This is a genomic window from Streptomyces sp. G45 (assembly GCF_049542095.1).
GTDB lineage: Bacteria > Actinomycetota > Actinomycetes > Streptomycetales > Streptomycetaceae > Streptomyces.
In genome coordinates this window covers 7407275-7425375 of sequence record NZ_JBMUZU010000001.1, presented here as the reverse complement: position 1 = coordinate 7425375, position 18101 = coordinate 7407275, and the positions used below count along the sequence as shown (strand labels likewise).

General features: G+C 70.4%; 18 protein-coding genes. 1 reads left to right on the top strand and 17 read right to left on the bottom strand.

The annotated features are described in order from the left end of the window. Nucleotides 1-99: 99 nt before the first annotated feature. The 12 genes from ACOBQU_RS31490 to ACOBQU_RS31435 form a co-directional block, all read right to left on the bottom strand. Entirely contained in the window at nt 100-2946 is a 2847-nt protein-coding gene (locus tag ACOBQU_RS31490; protein ID WP_423631775.1) for a DEAD/DEAH box helicase, read from the bottom strand. 39 nt (nt 2947-2985) lie between these two features. Next, complete coding sequence (locus tag ACOBQU_RS31485; RefSeq protein ID WP_423631773.1) at nt 2986-3876, bottom strand: diacylglycerol kinase; 891 nt, start codon at nt 3874-3876, stop codon at nt 2986-2988. Nucleotides 3877-3964: 88 nt separating this feature from the next. Further along, a complete protein-coding gene (gene tatC / locus ACOBQU_RS31480; RefSeq protein WP_423634834.1) occupies nt 3965-4861 on the bottom strand; it encodes a twin-arginine translocase subunit TatC in 897 nt (298 codons plus the stop codon). A gap of 96 nt (nt 4862-4957) precedes the next feature. Further along, a complete protein-coding gene (tatA, locus tag ACOBQU_RS31475; RefSeq protein WP_423631771.1) occupies nt 4958-5245 on the bottom strand; it encodes a Sec-independent protein translocase subunit TatA in 288 nt (95 codons plus the stop codon). 239 nt (nt 5246-5484) lie between these two features. After that, nucleotides 5485-5682 carry a hypothetical protein gene (locus ACOBQU_RS31470; RefSeq protein WP_423631769.1) on the bottom strand — a complete coding sequence of 66 codons (198 nt, stop codon included), beginning with the start codon at nt 5680-5682 and terminating at the stop codon, nt 5485-5487. 9 nt (nt 5683-5691) lie between these two features. Next, nucleotides 5692-5946: a hypothetical protein gene (locus tag ACOBQU_RS31465; protein WP_423631767.1), complete on the bottom strand. Its 255-nt coding sequence runs from the start codon at nt 5944-5946 to the stop codon at nt 5692-5694. Between the two features lie 133 nt (nt 5947-6079). Next, the gene (locus ACOBQU_RS31460; protein WP_423631765.1) at nt 6080-7132 is read right to left on the bottom strand and encodes a helix-turn-helix transcriptional regulator; all 1053 of its coding nucleotides are present in this window, start codon (nt 7130-7132) and stop codon (nt 6080-6082) included. Nucleotides 7133-7148: 16 nt separating this feature from the next. Continuing rightward, nucleotides 7149-8162, bottom strand: a complete 1014-nt coding sequence (locus tag ACOBQU_RS31455; RefSeq protein ID WP_423631763.1) for a helix-turn-helix transcriptional regulator — start codon at nt 8160-8162, stop codon at nt 7149-7151. Nucleotides 8163-8328: 166 nt separating this feature from the next. Continuing rightward, the gene (locus ACOBQU_RS31450; protein WP_423631761.1) at nt 8329-8703 is read right to left on the bottom strand and encodes an FKBP-type peptidyl-prolyl cis-trans isomerase; all 375 of its coding nucleotides are present in this window, start codon (nt 8701-8703) and stop codon (nt 8329-8331) included. Nucleotides 8704-8761: 58 nt separating this feature from the next. Next, nucleotides 8762-9757 carry an FKBP-type peptidyl-prolyl cis-trans isomerase gene (locus ACOBQU_RS31445; RefSeq protein ID WP_423634832.1) on the bottom strand — a complete coding sequence of 332 codons (996 nt, stop codon included), beginning with the start codon at nt 9755-9757 and terminating at the stop codon, nt 8762-8764. A gap of 174 nt (nt 9758-9931) precedes the next feature. Beyond that, entirely contained in the window at nt 9932-11293 is a 1362-nt protein-coding gene (pafA, locus tag ACOBQU_RS31440) for a Pup--protein ligase (RefSeq protein WP_423631759.1), read from the bottom strand. 9 nt (nt 11294-11302) lie between these two features. Beyond that, nucleotides 11303-12562, bottom strand: coding sequence for an MFS transporter (locus ACOBQU_RS31435; RefSeq protein ID WP_423631758.1), 1260 nt, complete (start codon nt 12560-12562; stop codon nt 11303-11305). Nucleotides 12563-12745: 183 nt separating this feature from the next. Here ACOBQU_RS31435 and ACOBQU_RS31430 point away from each other — a divergent pair, with 183 nt between their 5' ends. Then, the gene (locus ACOBQU_RS31430; RefSeq protein WP_423631756.1) at nt 12746-13819 is read left to right on the top strand and encodes a LacI family DNA-binding transcriptional regulator; all 1074 of its coding nucleotides are present in this window, start codon (nt 12746-12748) and stop codon (nt 13817-13819) included. Nucleotides 13820-13879: 60 nt separating this feature from the next. Here the strand turns inward: ACOBQU_RS31430 and prcA are convergent, their stop codons facing one another. From prcA to dop, 5 genes are all read right to left on the bottom strand, one after another. After that, entirely contained in the window at nt 13880-14662 is a 783-nt protein-coding gene (prcA, locus tag ACOBQU_RS31425; protein ID WP_423631754.1) for a proteasome subunit alpha, read from the bottom strand. 57 nt (nt 14663-14719) lie between these two features. After that, entirely contained in the window at nt 14720-15565 is an 846-nt protein-coding gene (gene prcB / locus ACOBQU_RS31420) for a proteasome subunit beta (RefSeq protein WP_423631752.1), read from the bottom strand. After that, a complete protein-coding gene (locus ACOBQU_RS31415; RefSeq protein ID WP_423634830.1) occupies nt 15517-15750 on the bottom strand; it encodes an endonuclease VII domain-containing protein in 234 nt (77 codons plus the stop codon). Before ACOBQU_RS31415 ends, prcB begins: the two co-directional genes overlap by 49 nt. A gap of 377 nt (nt 15751-16127) precedes the next feature. Next, nucleotides 16128-16346, bottom strand: coding sequence for a ubiquitin-like protein Pup (locus tag ACOBQU_RS31410; protein WP_006350198.1), 219 nt, complete (start codon nt 16344-16346; stop codon nt 16128-16130). Between the two features lie 120 nt (nt 16347-16466). After that, the gene (dop, locus tag ACOBQU_RS31405; RefSeq protein WP_423631749.1) at nt 16467-17978 is read right to left on the bottom strand and encodes a depupylase/deamidase Dop; all 1512 of its coding nucleotides are present in this window, start codon (nt 17976-17978) and stop codon (nt 16467-16469) included. Nucleotides 17979-18101: the final 123 nt, after the last annotated feature.

Sequence of the window (18101 nt, the reverse complement as noted above, 5' to 3'; positions counted from 1 at the left end):
TCAATGCCCCGCGCCCGCGACCGGCCCTCCTCCGTACACGAGTGGCCCCCGCCGAGTCACCCGGCGGGGGCCACACAGAGTGCGCGCTGCGGCGGCGCCTCAGCCCACGGAGCTGTACGCCACGACGCCGCGCAGCAGTTGGTCGACCGCCTTGCGGGCGTTCCTCCCGACCGTGCTGTTCTCGCGCGGTGCCGCCGCCGAGATCTGCCCGAGCACGTCGATGACCTGCTTGCACCAGCGCACGAAGTCACCCGCGGGCATCTCCGCCTCGCGCAGCACCTCGTCCAGACCCTTGTCGGACGCCCACATGTACGCCGCCCAGGCGAAGCCCAGGTCGGGCTCGCGCTGCCCGACGCCCTCGGCCTGACTGATCCGGAACTCCTCCTCCAGGCCGTCCAGGCGGCCCCAGATGCGGACCATCTCGCCGAGCGCGGCCTTGGCCCTGCCGGAGGGCAGCTTCGGCGCGAGCGCGTCGTCGCCTACCCGCGCCTCGTACACCAGCGCCGAGACGCACGCCGCCAGCTCCGCAGGGGCCAGGCCCTCCCAGACGCCCGCGCGCAGGCATTCGCTGGCGAGCAGGTCCAGCTCCCCGTACAGCCGGGCCAGGCGCTTGCCGTGCTCGGTGACCTCGTCGCCGCGCAGGTAGTCCAGCTCGGTCAGCAGGGCCACGATGCGGTCGAAGGTGCGCGCGATGGTGTTGGTGCGGCCCTCGATGCGGCGCTCCAGCTGCTGGGTGTCGCGCAGCAGCCGGTAGTACCGCTCGGCCCAGCGGGCGTGGTCCTCGCGGTCGTCGCAGCCGTGGCACGGGTGGGCGCGCAGCTCGGCGCGCAGCCGGGCGATCTCGCGGTCGTCGGCGGCGGCCGCGCGGCCCTTGCGGTGCCGCTCCGGCACGATGTGCCCGGCCTTGGTGCGCAGCGCGGAGGCCAGGTCGCGGCGGGACTGCGGGGAGCGCGCGTTGAACGACTTGGGGATGCGCATCCGCTCCACCGGCTCCACCGGCACCGGGAAGTCCATCGCCGCGAGCCGCTTGACCTGCCGCTCGGCGGTGAGCACCAGGGGGCGCGGGCCGTCCTGGTGGTCGAAGCCGCGGTGGCCGTTGGCCCGGCCCGCGGGCAGGCCCGGGTCGAGGACCAGCGCCAGGCCCGCGTACTTGCCCGTCGGCACGTGGATCACGTCGCCCGGCTTGAGCTTCTCCAGGGCGGCCGCGGCGGCGGCCCTGCGCTGCACCGCGCCCTGCTTGGCCAGCTCCGTCTCGCGGTCCTTCAGCTCGCGGCGCAGCCGCGCGTACTCCTCGAAGTCGCCCAGGTGGCAGGTCATCGAGGCCTTGTAGCCCTCCAGGCCCTCCTCGTTCTTCTGCACCTGGCGGGAGATCCCGACGACCGACTTGTCGGCCTGGAACTGCGCGAACGACGTTTCGAGCAGTTCGCGCGAGCGGTGGCGGCCGAACTGCTCGACCAGGTTCACCGCCATGTTGTACGACGGCTTGAAGCTGGAGCGCAGCGGGTAGGTGCGGGTGCCCGCGAGACCCGCCAGGTGCTCGGGGCTCATGGCGCGCTGCCACAGCACCACCGCGTGGCCCTCGACGTCGATGCCTCGGCGGCCCGCACGGCCGGTGAGCTGCGTGTACTCGCCGGGGGTGATGTCGGCGTGCTGCTCGCCGTTCCACTTCACCAGCTTTTCCAGGACCACGGAGCGGGCGGGCATGTTGATGCCGAGCGCCAGGGTCTCCGTGGCGAACACGGCCTTGACCAGGCCGCGCACGAACAGCTCCTCCACGACCTCCTTGAAGGTCGGCAGCATGCCCGCGTGGTGGGCGGCGATGCCGCGCTCCAGGCCCTCCAGCCACTCGTAGTAGCCGAGGACGTGCAGGTCCTCGTTCGGGATGGAGGCCGTGCGCTCCTCGACCAGCTCGCGCACCGCGACCCGGGCCGCGTCGTCGTTCAGCCTGAGCCCCGCGTACAGGCACTGCTGGACGGCGGCCTCGCAGCCCGCGCGGCTGAAGATGAACGTGATGGCGGGCAGCAGGCCCTCGGCGTCGAGCCGCTCGATGACCTCCGGCCGCGACGGCGTCCAGATCCGCGACCGCTGGCGGCGCTCCCGCTCGCGGTCCGCCTCGCGGACCATCTTGCCCTTGCGGCGGTCGCGCGGGTTGTACCCCCGGCTGGCCTCCAGGCGGGCCATGCGGGTCAGGTCCGGGTTGACCGTCTTCTTGCGGCCCGCGCCCTCCTCCTCGAACAGGTCGTACATCCGCCGTCCGGCGAGGACGTGCTGGAACAGCGGCACGGGCCGGTGCTCGGACACGATCACTTCGGTGTCGCCACGGACCGTGTCCAGCCAGTCACCGAACTCCTCGGCGTTCGACACGGTGGCCGACAGGGACACCAGCGTGACCGACTCCGGAAGGTGGATGATTACTTCCTCCCAGACGGCGCCGCGGAAGCGGTCGGAGAGGTAGTGCACCTCGTCCATGACCACATGGCCGAGGCCGAGGAGCGACTGGGAGCCCGCGTACAGCATGTTCCTCAGGACCTCGGTGGTCATGACGACGACCGGGGCCTCGGAGTTGACGCTGTTGTCGCCGGTGAGCAGGCCGACGCGGTCCGCGCCGTACCGCTTGGCGAGGTCGGCGTACTTCTGGTTGGAGAGCGCCTTGATCGGCGTGGTGTAGAAGCACTTCTTGCCCTGCTGGAGCGCGAGGTGCACGGCGAACTCGCCGACGATCGTCTTGCCGGAGCCCGTGGGGGCGGCCACCAGCACGCCCTTGCCCGCTTCGAGCGCCTGACACGCCTCGATCTGGAAGGGGTCGAGGCCGAATTCGTACATCTCGCGGAAGGACGCGAGCGCGGTGGCCTGCTCGGCAGCGCGCTGCCGCGCTGCCGCATACCGCTCGGCCGGAGAGAGGTCCTCTGTCATCGTGCTTTCGAGCCTACCGGCCACCACTGACATCGGACGATCATTATCCGGACCAGCGCATATGCCCGCTGGTCAGGGCCCGAGGACCCGCACGGCGCCGCGCACGCACTCCGCGGTCAGCGGCAGCGGCCCGAGCCGCTCCCCGTCCGCGTAGCCGGTCACCCCGGGCGCCGCGATGCTCACCTTCGCGGCGCGGTACACGCTGACCCTGGGGTGGTCCAGGTGGGTGCCCCGGTAGACGCGCGGGAAGACCCTCAGGAGCGTGGCGCGGCCGCACGCCCCGACGACCGTGACGTCGAAGAGCCCGTCGCTCAGGTCGGCCCCGGCGCAGATCCTCATGCCGCCGCCGTACGAGGACCCGTTGCCGACGGCGACGAGCGTCGCCTCGATCTCGCGCACCGCCCCGTCGTCGAGCGTGAGCCGGTACGGGATGGGCTTGAGCGCGGCGAGTTCGGCGACCATCGCGAGGTCGTACTTGAAGCGCCCCGCGGGCCAGCGCATCCGGTTGCCGCGGTCGTTGACCCGGGAGTCGAACCCGGAGGCGAGCACCGACCCGAACCAGGTGCCGCCCACCCGCCCGAGGTCCACGTCCCGCGTCCGGGCCCCCTTCAGCGCGTCAGCGACCAGCGCACCGGCGGCGGCCGGGTCCCGCACGGGCAGCCCGAGGGCCCGCGCGAAGTCGTTGCCGGTGCCCACCGCGATCACGCCGAGCGGGGTGCGCGTCCCGGCGACGGCCTGGAGGGCGAGGCTCGCCATGCCGTCGCCGCCGACGGCTATCAGCGCGCCGGTGCCGCCGTCGACGGCGGCGCGGGCCCGGCGCAGCGCGTCCCCGGCGTCCTCGCCGACGACGGTGCGTACGGAGAATCCGGCGCTCCGCAGCGCCGCCGCGGCGGGCTGAGCGGCGTGCGCGCCCCGGCCGCGGCCCGCGGCGGGATTGACGAAGAGGGTGATCTCGCTGGTCACGGCCCGGACCCTACAAGGCCCCGCCGCACCCAACCAGCAGGGACCGGACGCGACGGGCGTCCGGTCCCTGTGCCGTGGGTGGGCTCGGTCAGGTCACGTCGTCGTAGCCGTTGTACTTCGCGGAGCGGGAGTCGTCGCCGTTGACCTGCTCCGGCAGGGCCTTGGCGGCGGGCACGGGCTTGATGTCGCCGATGGGCTCCGGCGTGAGGTCGAGGTCGGAGGCCTCGTCGTCGTCCAGGTCCGCGTCCGGGTTGGCGCGGCGGCGGCGCTTGTCGTTGAGGAGGGAGAAGCCGACGGCGAGGAAGTAGAGGACGACGATGGGGCCCGCGAGGGCGATCATCCCGAACGGGTCGGTCGTCGGGGTCGCGACCGCGCCGAACACGAACACGCCCATCACGACACCGCGCCACCAGCCGACCATGCGGCGCCCGCTGACCATGCCGGTCATGTTCAACATGACGAGCAGCAGCGGGAGTTCGAAGGAGACACCGAAGACCAGGACCATCCGGACGCTGAAGTCCAGGATCTTGTCCATGGGCAGGATGTTCTCCGAGCCGTCCGGAGTGATGCTCAGCAGCACCCGCATGCTGATGGGCATGATCTCGTACGCGAGCCAGGCGCCACCCATGAACAGCGGCACGGCAGCGCCGACGAAGGCGTAGGTGTACTTGCGCTCGTGCTTGTGCAGCCCGGGCGCGACGAAGGCCCACAGCTGGTAGAGCCACACCGGACTGGCCACCACGACGCCGACCATGAGGGACACCTTCACTGTGGTGGTGAAGGGTGAGAGCAGGTCCATGTACGCGACCTGCGCGCAGACGCCGCCCGTGGTGGGCTTCCCGTTCTCGCAGCGCGGCACGGGGTCGGCGAGGAACTCCATGAGCTCCTCGCTGTAGAACGCGGCGACGATCGACACGACGACGATCGCCAGCATTCCCTTCGCAAGCCGGTTGCGGAGCTCGCGCAGGTGGTCCGCGAGCGGCATCCGCCCCTCGGGATCCCGCTCCTTCTTGCGGGCAGACTTAAGCAACCCACGTCCTCATCTCGTGCGGCAGGCCGACGCGTCGGCGTCGGCCTTGGGTCAGCGCTTCGTCGTGTGGTCGGTCGGCTCGGCGACGGGGCGCGAGCTGGTCACGTCGCCGGGCGCGGCCTGGATGGTGCGCTGCTGCGGTGCGGAGGCGTCGGCGGGCGGGTCGGCCGGGGCGGCCTCGTCCTTCTTGCCGTCCGACTTCATCGCCTTGGCCTCGCTCTTGAGGATGCGCGCCGACTTGCCGAGGGACCGGGCCATGTCCGGGAGCTTCTTCGCACCGAAGAGCAGGACCAGGATGACGAGGATCAGAATGATCTCGGTGGGGCCGAGCCTACCCATAGCTGTCTACCTTCTTCACCGAGGCGTCAGATTTCGGGACCGGCCGTCGGACAGGCGTCCGAACCACCGGGCTTGGCAGCGATCGTAACCCCCTGCGGTAAACGCGGGGCAATCCCCGTGCATACTCCCAGTTGCGGCCCGCGCCTCACATTTCGGGCCACTTCAGCAGCGTACCCGCACCATCAGGACGGTTGACAGACCGCACCGCGCCACACCTCGCCCCACGGGCGCCGCGCGCCTCAGGTCAACTCGCGGCCCGCCCTGGCCACTCCGGCCGCCGCGCGCTCCAGGTCCTCGGCCGCGCTGTTGATCCGGCGTGTGGTCTCGGTCACTTGGCGCCCGAGCCGCTGGGCCTCCACGAAGACCTTGATCGCGAACACACCCAGTACGGCGAGACCGCAGAATCCCACGGCCACCGCCAGCATCGCCCAGAACATGCGCCGAGCCTAGACGGTCGAGTGCAGCCGCAGGGTCCGCACCCCTCCGCCGGTGAGGAGCTCCACGATCCGCTCCCCCGCGGGCTTGCGCACGGCCGTGCCGCACTCGGGGCAGGTGAAGGAGTAGAAGGTGGTGCGGCGGCTGGCGCCGATCGCGAGGCGCAGGGCGCCCGCGGCGAGCTCGAAGCGCGCACGGCAGTCGGGGCACGCGGCCTTGAAGAGGACCGCGGCCACCGGGCCGGACGCAAGGGACGTCAGCGACATACTGTGCAACTCTCCTCAGCTCGGTTCTCCACGCGGGCCCGCGTCTCCACGCGCCACACGCCCCCGCCGGTCCCCCGGCCGGGCCGGACCCGCCGCGGGGCCGGGCCGGACACCACGCCCGCGCCCCGCACCCTCACACCCCGGTCCCGCCGGACTCCGGCCCGCCGGTGCGGCCCGCGCCGGGCCCCGGCGGGGCCTCCCGGGCCACGCCGTCGTACGCCACGTCCTCGTACGCCACGCCGTCGTACGCCGCCAGCGCCTCGCGCGCCGCCGCGCGGGCGCTGTCCGCGAGGTCCTGCGGCGCCACGATGCGCCCGTCGCCGCCCAGGCGCAGGGCCAGGCGGCGCAGGGACGCCGGGTCGGGGGTGCGCAGCGTGATGCGCAGGCCGCCGTCGGGCAGCTCCTCCGCGCTGTCGTGCGGGTAGTACTCGGCGACCCAGCGCCCGCCCGGACCGACCTCCACGACCACCTCGGGATCCTCGGCGGCGGGCTGCACAAGCCCCGCCGACAGGTCCCGCAGCTCGATCTCCGGCGGCGCCGACGGCTCGTCCAGGACCTTGATCTCGGCGACCCGGTCAAGCCGGAAGGTGCGCCGCGCCTCGGAGCGGCGGCACCACGCCTCCACATAGGTGTGGCCGACGCTGACCAGCCGGATCGGGTCGATCTCCCGCTCGGTGACCTCGTCGCGCGCGGGCGAGTAGTAGCGGATCCACAGCCTGCGCCGCTCCGAGATCGCCCGGTCGACGTCCGCGAAGACACCGCCCTCGGACTCGAAGGTCACCGACAGGCGGGAGCTGGCCCCGGCCGCCTCACCGGCGGCGGCCTCCAGCTTCGCGGTGGCGCGCAGCAGCGCGAGCCGGTCGCTCTCCCGCAGCCCCGGCAGCGTGGCCACCGCGCGGGCCGCCACCAGCAGCGCCGTGGCCTCGTCGGCGGCGAGCCGCAGCGGCGCCGCGACGTCGTCCGGGTTGTGCCACCAGATGCGCTCGCCGTCCGTGTCGATGTCGAGCAGGTCACCGCCGCGGAAGCTGGTCCCGCACAGCGGCAGCACGTCCAGGTCGGAGATCAGCTCGTCCTCGCTGATGCCGAAGGCACGCGCCACGTCCGCGACCCGGGCCCCCGGGCGCTCACGCAGATAGGTCACCAGGGACAGCATCCGCCTGGTCTGGTCGATGGCGTTCGCGGCCATGCTCGGTACGCTCCCCTCAGCCCTTGGCCACGGCACGCAGCCGGTCCACCACGTCGGCCCGCAGCTCCGCGGGCTCCAGGACCACCACATCCGGCCCGAACTCCACCAGCCAGGCATCCAGGCCGTGCCCGTACGGGATCTCCAACTCGTCCCAGTCGCCGTCCAGTTCCCGCGCGCCCACGGCCTTGGCGCGCAGCGGATAGCCCGCGCCCTTGCGCAGCCGGATCAGCGCGGTCCGGTCGGCCTTCTCCCCCGCCCACATCGCCACGGTCTCCCGCACGGTCACCACGTCGGGCACATCGGCGCGGAACCTCCCGGCCCGCGAGCGCACCTTGCCCGTGATCCGGGAGAGCCGGAACACCCGCTCCGCCTCCCGGTCGCGGTCCCAGCCCGCCAGATACCAGTGGCCGCGCCAGCACTCCAGCGCCCACGGCTCGACGTGCCGCTGCTCGGGGCGCGCCGCCGTCGCCTTGCGGTAGTCGAACACCACCGGCCTGCGGTCGCGGCAGGCCAGCATCAGCGGCTCGAAGGCCGCCTCGTGCACGGGGATGCGCGGCTCCAGAGCGCCGTGCGCCTCGTACGGATCGACGTCCTCCGGCAGCCCCGCGGCCCGCAGCTTCTGCAGTGCGCCGCTGGCCGCGCCCGCAAGGCGGGCCTGCTGCCACACCTTCGCCGCCAGGCCGAGCGCGGCGGCCTCCTCGGCGTCCAGGGTGATGGGCGGCAGGCGGTTGCTGTCCCGGCGCGCCAGATAGCCGGTCTCCCCGTCGAGGTTCTCCACCGTCTCGATGACCAGACCGAGTTCGCGTAGATCGTCCTTGTCGCGCTCGAACATCCGGTTGAAGGATTCCTCGGCGGCGGCAGCGGCACCCGTGACACCGGCACCCCGGCCCGACCCCGCACCCCGGCCCGGCCCGAAGGCCTCGACATAGGCCTCGATGGACTCGCGCAGCTCCCGCTTGCTGAGCGGCCGCCTCGTCCCGAGCAGGCACAGCGCCAGGTTCATCAGCCGCTCGGCCTTGGCAATGGCCATCGACGCCCTTTCTCGGCCCACTCACCCATGCTTCCGGTACTTCCGAACGATGACCGTACCGCCCCGGCGTGTCGTGGCAAAAGCCGAGGGCCCTTGCCACAGCAGGCAGGGCCCTCGACGGACACGTTCGGTCACGCGCGGTCGCGCCACCGGGAAACGCACGGGGTCAGACGGACACCAGGTCGCAGACGAAGATCAGCGTCTCGCCCGGGGCGATGCGGCCGCCACCGGCGCCACGGTCCCCGTACGCCAGGTGGGCCGGAATGGTCAGCTTGCGGCGCCCGCCGACCTTCATGCCCTGCACGCCCTGGTCCCAGCCCGCGATGACCTGACCGGCGCCCAGCTGGAACTCCAGCGGCTTGCCGCGGTTCCAGGAGGCGTCGAACTCCTCACCGGAGGAGAAGGACACGCCCACGTAGTGGACCTTGACGAAGTCACCCGCCTTGGCCTCCGCGCCGTCGCCCTCCCAGATCTCGTCGATCTGCAGCTCGGTCGGGGCCGGGCCCTCGGGGAAGTCGATCTCGGGCTTGTCGATGTTCACGTGACTAGCTCCTGCTCATGTGCGATAGGACAACCGGGACAGTCTGCCATCCCCGGCCTCACATCTTCGCGAGGATGTCCACGGAGAAGACGAGCGTGGAGTCCTTCTTGATGGGGGTGCCCTGCGGCGGCTTGTCGCCGTACCCCTCCTTCGGCGGGACGACGACCAGGACGCGGCTGCCGACCTTCTTGCCCGTCAGGCCCTTCCGCCAGCCCGGGACGACCTGCTGCAGCGAGAACTGCGCGAGCTGCTTGCGCTTGTACGAGGAGTCGAACTCCTTGCCGCCGTCCCAGAGCACACCCTTGTACTGGCACAGGAGCGAGTCGCTCTCCTTGACCTCGTCCCCGTCGCCCTCGATGACATAGCTGGCGACGACCTTCTTCGGAGCGTCCGCCTTCGGGACCTCGATGGAGGGGGCCTTGCCGTCCGTGTCGGTCCCGACCTTCGGCAGGTCCTTGGCGTCCTGCGCGACGGTCTTGCCCTTGGCGGCGCTCTTCGGGCCGTACGTGTTCACGATGTCGACGACGAAGACCAGGGTGTCCGTGCCCTTGATGCCCGCCTGCTTGTTGCCGTCCTTGCCGTACCCGAGGGCCGGGGGGATGGCCAGCTCGACGCGGCTGTCGACCTTCTTGCCGACCAGGGCCTGGTCCCAGCCCGGGATGACCTGGCCGACACCGATCGGGAAGATCGTGGGCGCCTTGCGGTCGTACGAGTTGTCGAAGACCTTGGCGGTGTCCCAGATCTGGCCCAGATAGTGGGCCTGGAGGTAGTCGCCCTTGGCGACCTCGACGCCCTTGCCCGCGATGACCGTCTTCACCGCGAGGTCGGACGACGGCTTGCCCGAACCCTTGGCGACCGTCGGCTTCTCGCCGAACTTCGTGCCCTTGGTGATCTCGGGCACGGGGCCGTCGACGATCTTCGCCTTCGGGGGCGTGGAGTTCGTCGGGCTGGTGCTGTCCTTGGACTTGGCCTTGTCGGACTTCTTGTCGTCACCACATCCGGCCAGGGTCAGCAGGCCGGCCGGAACGGCCAGGAGAAGAGAGCGTCGGCGCACGGTGGGGGCCTCGTATCGGTCGATCTTGTCGGTTGGCGTGCGCGCAACTCTACGCATGGAGCAGGGCACCGTACGAGGAACGTACGATGCCCCGCGTTGCGTTCCCGCCAGACACCACCGTCTCAAGGCCCCCACCGGACCGGGCCAAAACGGCACCCAACGGGCACTGCGCCCCTACATGCCAGCGATCAACTTCTCCACCCGGTCATCCACCGAACGGAACGGGTCCTTGCACAACACCGTGCGCTGCGCCTGGTCGTTGAGCTTCAGATGCACCCAGTCCACCGTGAAGTCCCGGCGCTGCTCCTGGGCCCGGCGGATGAAGTCGCCGCGCAACCGCGCCCGAGTCGTCTGCGGCGGCACCGACTTCCCCTCGAAGATCTTCAGATCGTTGCAGATCCGCGCCGCCTGCCCCTTCTTCTCCAGCAGGTAGTACAACCCACGACGACGGTGGATGTCGTGGTACGCGAGGTCTATCTGCGCGACCCTCGGGTGCGACATCGTCATGTTGTTCTTCGCCCGGTACCGCTCGATGAGCTTGTACTTCATCACCCAGTCGATCTCCGTGGCGATCCGGTCCAGGTCCTCCGACTCGATCGCCTCCAGCGTGCGCCCCCACAGCTCCAGGACGCGCTCCACCGTGCCCGTGCGGATACCGCGGCGCTCCACGAAGTCCACGGCCTTCTCGTAGTACTCGCGCTGCACCTCAAGGGCCGAGGCCTCCCGGCCGCTGGCCAGACGCACCTTGCGGCGGCCCGTCGTGTCGTGACTCACCTCGCGGATCGCCCGGATCGGGTTCTCCAGCGTCAGATCCCGCATGACCGTGCCCGCCTCGATCATGCGGAGCACCAGATCCGTCGCCCCCACCTTCAGGAGCATCGTCGTCTCCGACATGTTCGAATCGCCCACGATCACATGCAGGCGGCGGTACCGCTCCGCGTCCGCGTGCGGCTCGTCCCGCGTGTTGATGATCGGCCGCGAACGCGTCGTCGCCGACGACACGCCCTCCCAGATGTGCTCCGCACGCTGACTCACGCAGTACACCGCGCCCCGCGGGGTCTGGAGCACCTTCCCCGCACCACACAGCAACTGCCGAGTGACCAGGAACGGAATCAGGATGTCCGCGAGCCGCGAGAACTCCCCGTGCCGCGCCACCAGGTAGTTCTCATGGCACCCGTAGGAGTTTCCCGCCGAGTCGGTGTTGTTCTTGAACAGATAGACGTCGCCCGCGATTCCCTCCTCGTGCAGGCGACGCTCGGCGTCGACGAGCAGGCCCTCCAGAATCCGCTCGCCCGCCTTGTCGTGCGTGACCAGCTCCGTCACGTTGTCACACTCGGGTGTTGCATATTCCGGATGTGAACCCACGTCGAGATACAGGCGGGCGCCGTTCCGCAGAAAGACGTTGCTGCTGCGGCCCCATGACACAACACGGCGGAAGAGGTAGCGCGCCACTTCGTCAGGCGACAGACGGCGCTGTCCCCTGAACGTGCACGTGACACCGTACTCGTTCTCCAGCCCGAAAATGCGGCGGTCCATGACTGAACATTACGCCTGATGCCCCGCACTGAAACCGGGTTCGACAGCACGGCTTCGATCATTTTCCGATGAATCCTCAACCGTCCCGCCACCGCCGGGAACTGCGAGGACCCGCCGCGTCCCCACCAGCACGAGCAACGCCGCCGCACCCGCGAGCCCCGGCACCGCGTACCCCCACACCGCACCGCCCCACTCCACCACCGGGCCACCGGCGGCCGTCCCCACCGCCGTCCCCACCGTGAACGTCGTCACCAGCCACGAGAACGCCTCCGTCACCGTCCCCCGCGGCGCATGCCGGTCCACCACCACGAACGCACACGCCAACGACGGCGCCAGGAACACCCCCGCCAGCGTCGACAACCCCACCATCGCCACCGCCCCCGGCGTCAGCACCAGCGGCACATAGAACACCGCCAGCAACCCCACCAGCACCACCAGCCGCCGCTCCGGCACCCCCGCCCACTGCCGCGCCCCGTACACCACACCACCCACCAGCGCACCGAGCCCCAGACCCGCCACCATCGCGCCGTACACCACGTCCCCACCGTGATCATCGGCGTACGACACCCCCGCCACCGTGATCGCCCCCAGCGCCGTGCCCACGAACAGGAACGCCCCGAGCAGCGCCAGCAGCCCCGGCGACCGCAACGCCCCCAGCCAGTGCGCCTCCCGCGGCGCCGAACGCCACGCCCGCGACGGCCGCGACAGCACCACCGACAGCGCCCCCAGCACCCCCAGCACGTTCACCGCCAGCAGCGCCGCCCGCTCCGACCACAGCGACACCATCCCCGTCACCAGCAACGGGCCCACCGTGAACATGACCTCCTGCGCCACCGCGTCCATCGCGTACGCCGTGTGGACCTGCTCCTCCTTGCCCAGCACATCCGGCCACAGCGCCCGAAGGCCGCCCTCCAGCGGCGGCGTGAACACCCCGGCGACCACCATCGCGGCATACGCGGCCCCCCGCGCGTCCGGCCCCACCACCGCGAACGCCGCCATCCCGAGCGCCGACACCACCGCCGACGGCAGCATCACCCGCGGCTGCCCGTACAGGTCCACCAGACGGCCCAGCAGCGGCTGCCCCACCGCCGTGGCCACCGCGTACACCGCCGCGAGCCCGCCCGCCAGGCTGTACGTACCGCCCTCCGCCCGCACGAACAGCACGATCGCGATCGCCGCCGTCGCGTTCGGCAACCGCCCCACCAGCGTGCCCACCAGCAGCCGCGTCGCGTGCCGCGCCCGCAGGATCTCCCCGTAACCGGTCGCCATGACCACGCCTCCCAGCCCGCCCGCGCTCCACAGCGCCCGAAGTTGTACGTATAACCTCGCGCAGCATACGTACCATGAGCGCTGTTCACCAGCCCACCGACCGCCCCCCCCCGCTCACACCCGGCACCCCCCGATCACCCCCGATCACCCTCAGCAACCCCCGACACCCACCAGGAGACGTCCGTGGCCGGACCCCAGCACGACACCACGGCCCCCCGCCCCACCAGCCGCGACGTCGCCCGCGCCGCCGGAGTCTCCCAGGCCACCGTCTCCCTCGTCCTCGGCGGCAAATGGCACGGCCGCGTCGCCGAACGCACCGCCGAACGCGTCCGCGCCACCGCCAAGGAACTCGGCTACCGCCCCAACCTCGCCGCCCGCAACCTCCGCCTCGGCCGCACCCGCACCGCCCTCCTCGTCGTCCCCGCCCTCACCAACGAGTTCTTCGCCCGCCTCCACACCGGCGCCGCACGCGTCGCCGCCCGCCACGGCTTCAGCGTCGTCCTCTACCCCTCCCCCGACAGCGTCAGCCCCAGCGGCCACCCCACCCAGACCCCCCGCGTCAGCGACCCCTTCGACTCCGCCCGCGCCGCCCTCGACGGCGTCCTCGCCTCCTCCATGGCCTCCGACGCCCTCGCCACCCTCCGCGGCGACGCCCTCCCCCTCGTCATGCTCGACAGCGACCCCACCCACAGCCTCGGCGCCGCCACCGTCAACCTCGACATCGCCGACGGCACCCGCCAACTCGCCGCACACCTCCTCGCCCTGGGCCACCGCGACTTCCTCCACCTCGCCGCCGACATCGACTCCTGGACCTTCCACGTACGCCGCGACGCCCTCGCCGCCGCACTCCGCGGCACCAGCGCCACCCTCCGCACCAGCAAAGCCGCCCTCACCGTCGACGACGCCCGCACCGCCACCGAAGCCGCCCTCACCGCCACCGGCCCCCGCCCCACCGCCCTCATCAGCGACGACGACGTCCTCGCCGCCGGCGCCTGCAAAGCCGCCCGCCGCCTCGGCCTGCACGTACCCCACGACCTCAGCGTCACCGGCTTCGACGACCTCACCCTCGCCACCGCCGTCGAACCCGAACTCACCACCGTCCGCCTCCCCGCCGAAGACTTCGGCGAGCAAGGCATGGCCACCCTCCTCGCCGTCCTCGACGGCCACACCCCACGCCCCGAACCCCTCCCCGTCCACCTCGTCGTCCGCGGCTCCACCGCACCACCCCCCACAGCACAACGCCCCGCACCCCGGTGACCACACCGGAGCACGGGGCAACCGCGCCGCGCGCTACCAACTAACGCACTGAAACACCCACTACTCCTCGGACGAACCGCCCTCCGAGCCAGCGCCCTCGGACCCGCCCTCCGCCTCAGCGGCCTCCGCGTCCGACGCCGAACCCTCCTCGCCGAGCAGCCGCTCCAACTGACGCCCCACGATCCGCTTGAACTTCCGCTGCTGCGGCCGCGTCCGATCCAGCACCGCCACCTCAAGGCGCTCCGCCGGAATCTCCCGCTCACTGCCGTTCGTATCCCGCGACAGCGCCTGCACCGCCAGCTTCAACGCCTCCGCCAGCGACATCCCGTCCCGGTGCCGCTGATCCAGATACGTACTGATCTGCTCGGCATTGCCACCCACCGCGACCGAACCGTGCTCGTCCACGATCGAACCGTCATGCGGCAACCGATAGATCTGGTCACCCTCCGGAGTCGCCCCCACCTCGGCGACCACCAGCTCCACCTCGTACGGCTTCTCCGCGTTGCTGGAGAAAATCGTGCCCAACGTCTGCGCGTACACGTTCGCCAGGCCACGCGCCGTCACATCGTCACGGTCATACGTATACCCACGCAGATCCGCGTAGCGCACACCGCCGATACGGAGATTCTCGTACTCGTTGTACTTACCAGCCGCCGCGAAACCGATCCGGTCATAGATCTCGCTGAACTTGTGCAGCGCACGGGACGGATTCTCACCGACGAACACAATGCCGTCGGCATACTGGAGCACAACCAGACTGCGACCACGGGCGATGCCCTTCCGGGCATACTCCGCCCGGTCGGCCATGGCCTGCTGGGGTGAGACATAGAACGGCGTCGACACCGGCTTCCGTCCCTTTCTGTCAAGACGTCACAACAACAAAACGAGACACTCAGCCGCTCAGAGCAACGCGGCCCGCGGGCCGTCCGGCTGCTCAAGCCGCCGCTCCAGGATCGACCGCGCGATCGCGGACGTCTCCTCCTCCGACAGCCTGCGGAACCCCTCCTCCGAGATCACCGTCACGATCGGATAGATCCGCCGCGCCACATCCGGACCGCCCGTCGCCGAGTCGTCGTCCGCCGCGTCGTAGAGCGCCTGCACCACCAGCGTCGTCGCCTCGTCCTGGGACAGGTCGTCGCGGTACAGCTTCTTCATCGACCCGCGCGCGAACACCGAACCGGAGCCCGTCGCCGCGAAGCCCTGCTCCTCACTGCGGCCACCCGTCACGTCGTACGAGAAGATCCGGCCCTTCGCCCGGTCCACGTCGTACCCCGCGAACAGCGGCACGACCGCCAGGCCCTGCATCGCCATGCCCAGGTTCGACCGGATCATCGTCGACAGCCGGTTGGCCTTGCCCTCCAGCGACAGCTGAGCGCCCTCGACCTTCTCGAAGTGCTCCAGCTCCAGCTGGAAGAGCTTCACCATCTCCACGGCCAGACCCGCCGTACCGGCGATGCCCACCGCCGAGTACTCATCGGCCGGGAACACCTTCTCGATGTCCCGCTGCGCGATCACGTTCCCCATCGTCGCCCGCCGGTCACCGGCGAGCACGACGCCACCGGGGAACGTCGTCGCGACGATGGTCGTCCCGTGCGGGGCCTCCACGACACCCTGCACCGGGGGCAACTGGCGGTTCCCCGGCAGCAGTTCCGGCTGGTGCGCGGAGAGGAAGTCCACGAACGAGGACGACCCCGGTGTCAGGAAGGCAGCCGGTAGACGCCCGGTGCTACGAGTGTTGGCTTCCACGGGTTTCCTTCCAGATAGCTAATGGCCCGACGGAGTGCGTCGGGATCATCTCCCAACTTGCCGATGGCCGAATTGCAGTTGAAGCACAGTACGCCACGGACCCTACCCGTCTCGTGACAGTGGTCCACATGCACGGGATCCCTCTTGAGGCAGATCACGCAGAGCCACTTCTGCTCGGCGATCATCTCGTCACGCTCTTGCATCGTGATGCCGTAGGTGCGCTTGAAGTAGCTCTGCTGATTCCGCTCAGCCCGGCACGGCTTGCAGTAGCTGGCGTAGCCGTCCGACGACGTGGAGTTCCGTTCCCACTCAGAGTGCGGCTTGACCTCCTCACACTGAGGGCAACGCTTATACCCGTCCGGTACGTCCACCTTCGCCCGGACCGCTTTCCCGATGGCCTCCCTGCGTCGGCGGTAGTGCGCAGCGCTATATTCCGCTACGCACTCCCGACAACGCACCTGAAGGCCGTCACGCCGATTCTTGTCCCGAGCGAATGAAGCGAGGGGCAATATTCGCCGACATCCCGAGCATTGCTTCCCCGCCCCAGAATCGGACATTAGGGTCATTCTCCACCTTTTTGCACAAATGACCGCACAAAGTCCTCTGCGTTCTCCTCGAGTACATCGTCAATTTCGTCAAGAACCGAGTCGACGTCGTCGCTCAGCTTCTCCTGGCGTTCCTTGAGGTCCTCCGAGGCCTGCGCGTCCTGCGTCTGCTCCTCGACCTCCTCGGTGGAGCGCGTCGCCTTCTGCTGTCCGCCGCCGGTGTCCTTGGTCGCCATCTACCTCACCCCGCTCGGTTAGACGTTCTTGATCAGACCCTACAATCCGGGTCCGACATCGGCCCCGCACTTCCGTCAACGTGCGGGGCCCACCTCTGTGATTCCCCGGCCGCCGGGCTTTCAGCCCCCGGACAGGACCCTGACCAGATCCTCCGCCGTGCGGCACCGGTCGAGCAGTTCCTTGACGTGATTACGCGTTCCGCGAAGCGGCTCCAGGGTCGGGACGCGCTGGAGGGAGTCCCGGCCGGGCAGGTCGAAGATCACGGAGTCCCAGGAGGCCGCGGCCACGTCGTCGGCGTACTGTTCCAGGCAGCGGCCGCGGAAGTAGGCGCGGGTGTCCTCGGGCGGCTTGGAGCGGGCCCGGTCGACGTCGGACTCGTCCAGGAGGCGCTTCATCTTGCCGCGGGCCGCGAGGCGGTTGTAGAGGCCCTTCTCGGGGCGCACGTCGGCGTACTGGAGGTCGACCAGGTGGAGCCGGGCGGCGTCCCAGTCGAGGCCGTCGCGGCGGCGGTAGCCCTCCATGAGTTCGCGCTTGGCGACCCAGTCGAGCTCGCCGGAGAGGCTCATGGGGTCGTGCTCCAGGCGGTTGAGGACGTCCTCCCAGCGGGTGAGGACGTCCTTGGTCTGGGCGTCGGCGTCGGCCCCGTACCGCTCCTCGACGTACTTGCGGGCGAGTTCGTAGTACTCCATCTGGAGTTGTACGGCGGTGAGCGAGCGGCCGCTACGGAGAGTGACCAGGTGCTGGAGGGTCGGGTCGTGGGACACCTGGTGGAGGGTGCGGACGGGCTGGTCGACGGCGAGGTCCACGGCGATGAAGCCGTCCTCGATCATGGCGAGGACGAGGGACGTGGTGCCGAGCTTCAGGTACGTGGAGATCTCGGAGAGGTTGGCGTCGCCGATGATCACGTGCAGGCGGCGGTACTTCTCGGCGTCGGCGTGGGGCTCGTCGCGGGTGTTGATGATGGGGCGCTTGAGGGTGGTCTCCAGGCCGACCTCGACCTCGAAGTAGTCGGCGCGCTGGCTGAGCTGGAAGCCGTGCTCGTGGCCGTCCTGGCCGATGCCGACGCGTCCGGCCCCGGCGAAGACCTGGCGGGAGACGAAGAACGGCGTGAGGTGGCGCACGATGTCCGAGAAGGGGGTCTCCCGCTTCATCAGGTAGTTCTCGTGCGTGCCGTAGGAGGCGCCCTTGTTGTCGGTGTTGTTCTTGTAGAGGTGGATGGGCTGGGCGCCGGGGAGCTGGGCGGCGCGCTCGGCGGCTTCGGCCATGATGCGCTCGCCCGCCTTGTCCCAGAGGACGGCGTCGCGGGGGTTGGTGACCTCCGGGGCGCTGTACTCGGGGTGGGCGTGGTCGACGTAGAGGCGGGCCCCGTTGGTGAGGATGACGTTGGCGAGGCCGATGTCCTCGTCGGTGAGCTGGCTGGCGTCGGCGGCTTCGCGGGCGAGGTCGAAGCCCCGTGCGTCCCGCAGCGGGTTCTCCTCCTCGAAGTCCCAGCGGGCGCGTCGCGCCCGGTGCATCGCCGCCGCGTAGGCGTTGACGATCTGGGACGAGGTGAGCATGGCATTGGCGTTGGGGTGGCCGGGGACGGAGATTCCGTACTCCGTCTCGATGCCCATTACTCGCCGTACGGTCATGCGGCCCTCCTTGCCCGGCGGCGCCCTCGGTCGGGGGCGCAGCTCAAGTACCGCTGGTTCTCCGGTGCGTGTGCGGTGCCCGTCCCCGCACTGCGCGACTCGGCGGTACGGAAGAGCCTAGAA